Annotated in this window: 4 protein-coding genes; 1 reads left to right on the top strand and 3 read right to left on the bottom strand. The window is 43.5% G+C overall.

Going from position 1 to position 5,327, the window contains the following annotated elements:
* Positions 1-83: 83 nt before the first annotated feature.
* Entirely contained in the window at positions 84-1,214 is a 1,131-nt protein-coding gene (locus CA598_RS30915) for a DUF4349 domain-containing protein (protein WP_179283812.1), read from the bottom strand.
* Between the two features lie 236 nt (positions 1,215-1,450).
* Positions 1,451-2,227: a hypothetical protein gene (locus tag CA598_RS30910; protein WP_094878978.1), complete on the bottom strand. Its 777-nt coding sequence runs from the start codon at positions 2,225-2,227 to the stop codon at positions 1,451-1,453.
* Between the two features lie 374 nt (positions 2,228-2,601).
* On the opposite strand from CA598_RS30910, the gene CA598_RS30905 reads away from it, so the two are divergent.
* Positions 2,602-2,754 carry a DUF1540 domain-containing protein gene (locus CA598_RS30905; protein WP_076120659.1) on the top strand — a complete coding sequence of 51 codons (153 nt, stop codon included), beginning with the start codon at positions 2,602-2,604 and terminating at the stop codon, positions 2,752-2,754.
* A 139-nt stretch (positions 2,755-2,893) separates the two neighbouring features.
* Here the strand turns inward: CA598_RS30905 and metE are convergent, their stop codons facing one another.
* Entirely contained in the window at positions 2,894-5,215 is a 2,322-nt protein-coding gene (gene metE, locus CA598_RS30900) for a 5-methyltetrahydropteroyltriglutamate--homocysteine S-methyltransferase (protein WP_094878977.1), read from the bottom strand.
* Between the last annotated feature and the right edge of the window lie 112 nt (positions 5,216-5,327).

Below are 5,327 nucleotides of genomic sequence, written 5' to 3'. Positions count from 1 at the left end.
CACGTTATACATTATCCTTATATTTCTCGCTTTAACGCTTACCGTCTTTATAAGGACGCCGAGGTCGTTTATGCTTAGAGGGGCTATTCTTTCTTTGAGTCCTCTGAGTCCTTATTAGCCTTCGGCTCATCCTCTGAACCTGCCTCCTTAGGTTCTGTTGCCGCAGGGATGATTTGCTCTCTCTTCAGCTCCTTATTGCGCTGACGGATCCTCTCGGTCTGCTGCTCCCGACGCTCGCGGATATTTTTACGGGAAACTAATACAATAGCTAATATAATGGCAGCCCCGATAAGTATCGGTAACGCTCCTGCAAGGATAACTACAAGCCACTGAAACATCACAGATAGCGCATTTAAGCTGCCATTTAGAGCATCTGAAGCGCGTTCCAGTAACGGCCCTTGCTCCTTCTTCTCTTTGACAGCAATGCTTTCATCCGTCTGATACACTCTCAATTCTACCGTAGAGAAGGATACATTCTGATTGATATAACGCATTCTACCTTTAATCTGTTCAATGCTTTCTTGAATCGAGCCAAGCTCGTTCGCGAAGGCGACCAGATCCGTGGATTTCGTCGCTTTTTTCATAAACTCTGTATATTGTGCTTCCATTAGCTGCTTTGCCTTCAAACGTGACTCCAGATCAACGTACTCTTCAGAGACATCCTGACCTTGAATGCTGCGCTGTAGAGATTCGTGTTTTACTTGTTCTAATTTATTCAGAAAAGGTGAGAATCCGGAGGCAGGTACCTTAAGGATAAACGTCCCACCTTGCTCGTACTGCGACATATTTTCATTAAACTCAATAATATATCCATTGGCTATGGTTACTAAATTACGTATTTCAGTCTGTGCTTTTCCATAGTCTTCTACTTCCATGTTAAGGTTCGCTTTATAGATCAGCTTCTTGTTCAAGCCCGCTACTACATCGCTACCAGTAAACCCTGCACTTGCTTGAACAGTATTTTCTGATGTGGAGCCCTTTATAGCCAAGTTCTCGCTGCCTGTTGCTTCTGCCTCAGGGGCTGCCGAAGTGCTTTTATCCGCTGTTGAGGCCAGCGAGCTCTGCGATTGTACCTCTACTGCTGCGTTGTTACTCGTACTACCATTTTCTTTTGCCGAGCTATCTGCCGCTGAATTCCTATCCGCTGAACCACAACCCGCCAAGACTACCGCAAGAATTAATAAACATAAGTAATGCAGACCCCATTTACGCATTCTCATTCCTCCAAAAATGTAGTAGATACCGCTTGCACGGATCATCATATCGTAACGGAATGTCTTGTTCTAAGCAGATCTCTTCCGTCACTCTTTACTATGACGTTCCAAAACTTGGAAGGTTGCACTTAAAAATGGAATGATGAATAGTTTCTTTTAAATCATGCATACTCAAAAGAAAAAAAGCCGCATTTCTGCGGCTTTGAGGTCTCGAACTATCATTTTTTGTGCAAACACTAACCTGGGTTAGAAGAACTTTGTTTAATGACATAAATGCCATCTGGTAGCGAACCGCTTAATAATCTTGCCATGTAAATATCAACATCATAACTAGTGGTGCCTACAAGAACTGAATTCCCTTGAACATTGGCATAAGTCTTCTCTGTGATCACACCAAATGAGTTATTCATAATAGGCGTATATTCCATCCAAGCATAATTGTAAGGATTCACTAATGCAGTTGTCGTGTTACTGCCACCATAAGTATTGGACCACGACGAGCCACCTGTAATGCCAGCACTAACAGCTGTTTGTTTTGCGGTTACACCAAAGCTAGTGTTCGCAATATAACCTTGAGAAACCGAATAGCTGATGTTTAACAACGAATTTCCAGAAGCACTGTTATAAACAGCCTGAGAGATTTTTCTAGTCAAGCCACTTCTAGTAACATAGGAGACATAACCATTTTGTTGGTAAGAGTAGATCGTTGTTTGGAAAGCATCTCTAGGAGCTATAACAGAGGCTTTCTCAAAAGAAGAATCTGTATTAAACAGGGGCACACTTGGCAACAATCCCTCTTTAGCAGCCTCTAAAGCTTGTCCTTGCGCAAGAATATCATTGTACTCTTCTATTGAGATTTCTGACAATCCCGTAGGTGAGGTTTTGTAGACTTTTATGATTTCGGGTTCACTATTTTGAGGGGCTTCGTCATTATGTACACCTTCTGCACCTGCATAAATAGGTAAACACAAGATTAGCATTAAGGCAAAAGGGAATAGTAAGAACTTTTTCATCAATTTCATCCTCCAATATTTCAGATTAGGATCGGCCGTTCCCTATCGAAAATATTACCAGATATTTTTTAAAATTATATAGATAATTAGGATTATTTTGTATTTTTTGGTATGTTAATGAGAAATGTATTTTGTAATTTTTTATATTTATTTGTATAACTTTGTCATATTTCTGTGATTGAATAACCCATTTGCTTACAAACGCTTTATTTGGTACAATAACCTCGTCTAGCTACACAGAAAATACCAAATACCCTCAATTCATAATGAATGAGGGTAGGGCGCGGTTCTGTTCGGACAAGCTCCACCTTGTTGAACAGAGTAGTTCTTTGTTAATAATGCTGTCTATTACTAAGAAGGGGAGGTGAACCCTCATGGCAAAAGACGTAATTTGCGAAGTTAACTCCTGCACCCACTGGGCAGAAGAGAACAAATGCAGTGCTGATTCTATCTTTGTAGCTTTCCACAGCTCCCAAGAACCCACACGTGCAGAAGAAACAGATTGCAAGACTTTCGAAAGCAAATAAGGTGATAATTTGAAGGGACCCTCCACGGTTCCTTCTTTTCTTTTCTCATTCTATCAAGAATGAGAATTATTATCAAGTGGCTGAAATAAAAAACCAGGGAGAAATTCCCCCGGCTATGATTTATTGTATATCTCTAATGCTATTTGGAGGCACTAACTCCTGCCTTTTCTCTTGCAATAGCGGCAGCCTTTACCATGTTACGAAGTGCATCTTCCGTCTCCTGCCAGCCACGTGTCTTAAGGCCGCAATCCGGATTAATCCAGAACTGTTCAGGGTCGAGCACCCGCAGCGCACGATCAATAGCAGCTGTCATTTCTTCTACAGCAGGAACCCGTGGACTATGGATGTCATATACACCAAGACCGATTCCCTTATCATATTCCTGTTCTTCAAAGCTAACGATCAATTCCCCATGGCTACGGGAAGTTTCTATAGAGATGACATCCGCATCCATCGCGGAAATGGAGTCGATCATGTCATTGAATTCGCTATAGCACATGTGGGTATGAATTTGTGTTGTAGCCTTCACATGATTCGTTGCGATACGGAACGACTTCACCGCCCAATTCAAGTATGCCTCATGATCTTCAGCCTTCAAAGGAAGCCCTTCACGGATAGCCGGTTCATCTACTTGAATCATCTCTATGCCTGCATCCTCCAAAGCTTTAACTTCATGACGGAGCGCTAAGGCAATTTGATTGGCTACTGCTTCCCGACTAAGGTCATCACGTACGAAAGACCAATTGAGGATTGTAACAGGACCAGTCAACATACCTTTAACAGGAAGGGCAGTTAACGACTGAGCATAAACGCTCTCTTTCACAGTCATAGGCTGAATAAAAGCTATATCCGCATAAATAACCGGTGGCTTCACGCAGCGAGATCCATAGGATTGAACCCAGCCATTACTAGTAAATAAGTAACCATCTAGCTTCTCCCCGAAAAACTCCACCATATCCGTTCTTTCGAACTCACCGTGCACGAGTACATCCAGACCTAGTTTTTCTTGGAAGGTAATTGCATCCGCGATCTGCTCACGTACGAACCCATCATAGCGCTCTTGATTCCATACCCCTTTACGCCATTTCAACCTTGCCTGACGTACTTCTACGGTCTGTGGAAAGCTTCCGATCGTTGTCGTTGGCAGAAGTGGTAGCTGCCATTTCTCCTGCTGCACCTTCAGGCGCTCAGCAAACGGTAGACTGCGTTGGTCCGGTAAATCTGCAAGTCCAAGAACTTGCTCCGCAACATCCTTACGGCCGCGTTCAGGAAGCGAACGGAAGGCAGTAAGGGCTTCGCGACTGGCTGTCAACGCAGCAGCAGCTTCTCCTGTACCCTCTAAGGCTGCAGCAAGCAGGCCAAGCTCACTAAGCTTCTCATCAGCAAAGGCTAATGCAGCCTTGACGGTTGTCTTCAGCTTCGCCTCACCCTGAACAGTAACCGGAACATGCAGCAAACTGCAAGAAGGCTGTAGAATAAGACGATCAAGCGGTACATGTACACTCAGCTTCTCGATTAGCTGCAGCTTAGCATCCAGATCCGAGCGCCAGATGTTGCGTCCGTCAATAATACCCGCTCCCAGCCACTTATCCTCAGGCCAGCCAAGACGTTCAATCGATGCCAGGTTCGTCCCGCCATCATGGACAAAATCAAGACCTAAACCTTGTACCGGAAGTTTGAACAATGCCTCCAGCGGTTCAGCAGCTTCAAAGTAAGTCTGCAGAATAATATTTAAACCAGGCACAGATTCAGCAATTTCTGTGTAAATCGAGTGAAGTAAGGATAATTCTGACTCATCTATTCCTGTAACAATTGCTGGTTCATCCATTTGTACCCAGCTTACTCCTTCTTGCTTCAGTTCCTGCAACAGCTGAATGTAAACCGGAAGAAACCGAGCAGCAATCTTCGCAATATCCGCAGATGCAAAACCTTTTGACAACTTAAGGAATGTATAAAGGCCTAAAACTACAGGTTTACCCTCAATTCCCGCTTGGGACTTGGCAAAACGATAAGCTTCCAGTGGTTTGTTCTCGGTCAGACGCGGCGTTTGTGCACCAATCTCTGGAACGATGTAATGATAGTTCGTATTGAACCATTTAGTCATCTCACAAGCGGTAGCCTCAGCATTTCCTCTAGCCATCGCAAAATAAAGATCAAGTCCAATGTCGCCACCGTCATACGCATAACGTGGAGGTACGATCCCGAACATAACAGCTGTATCCAGCACATGATCGTAGAATGTAAAATCATTTACCGGAATGAAATCAATTCCTGCCTCCTGCTGAGTCTTCAAATGCTGAAGTTGAATGCCTGTCATTTCAGTACGGAATTCTTCCTCATTTATTTTCCCCGCCCAGAAGGCTTCCAACGTTTTCTTCCACTCGCGGTTTTTTCCGATTCTTGGATAGCCAAGATTACTTACTTTTACTTTGTTCGTCACTTTGCAGCTCCCCTTCTCCATTTTCTTATTTTGGACTTGATATCACTTGCATTCCTATAAGCATAAACGCCTTCGGCGTCCTTGTAAGGACGGTAAGCATTTTAGCGAGAAATATAAGACATAAAGTATAGGT

The organism is Paenibacillus sp. VTT E-133291 (assembly GCF_002264395.1).
In the GTDB taxonomy this organism is placed as follows: Bacteria; Bacillota; Bacilli; order Paenibacillales; family Paenibacillaceae; genus Paenibacillus_AQ; species Paenibacillus_AQ nitricinens.
This window is presented reverse-complemented; position numbering and strand designations above follow the sequence as displayed.

What these genes read in the sequence shown, in the direction of transcription:
- CA598_RS30915 (WP_179283812.1), bottom strand. Translation starts at nt 1,214, where the DNA reads ATGCGTAAATGGGGTCTGCATTACTTATGTTTATTAATTCTTGCGGTA.
- CA598_RS30910 (WP_094878978.1), bottom strand. Translation starts at nt 2,227, where the DNA reads ATGAAAAAGTTCTTACTATTCCCTTTTGCCTTAATGCTAATCTTGTGT.
- CA598_RS30905 (WP_076120659.1), top strand. Translation starts at nt 2,602, where the DNA reads ATGGCAAAAGACGTAATTTGCGAAGTTAACTCCTGCACCCACTGGGCA.
- metE (WP_094878977.1), bottom strand. Translation starts at nt 5,215, where the DNA reads ATGGAGAAGGGGAGCTGCAAAGTGACGAACAAAGTAAAAGTAAGTAAT.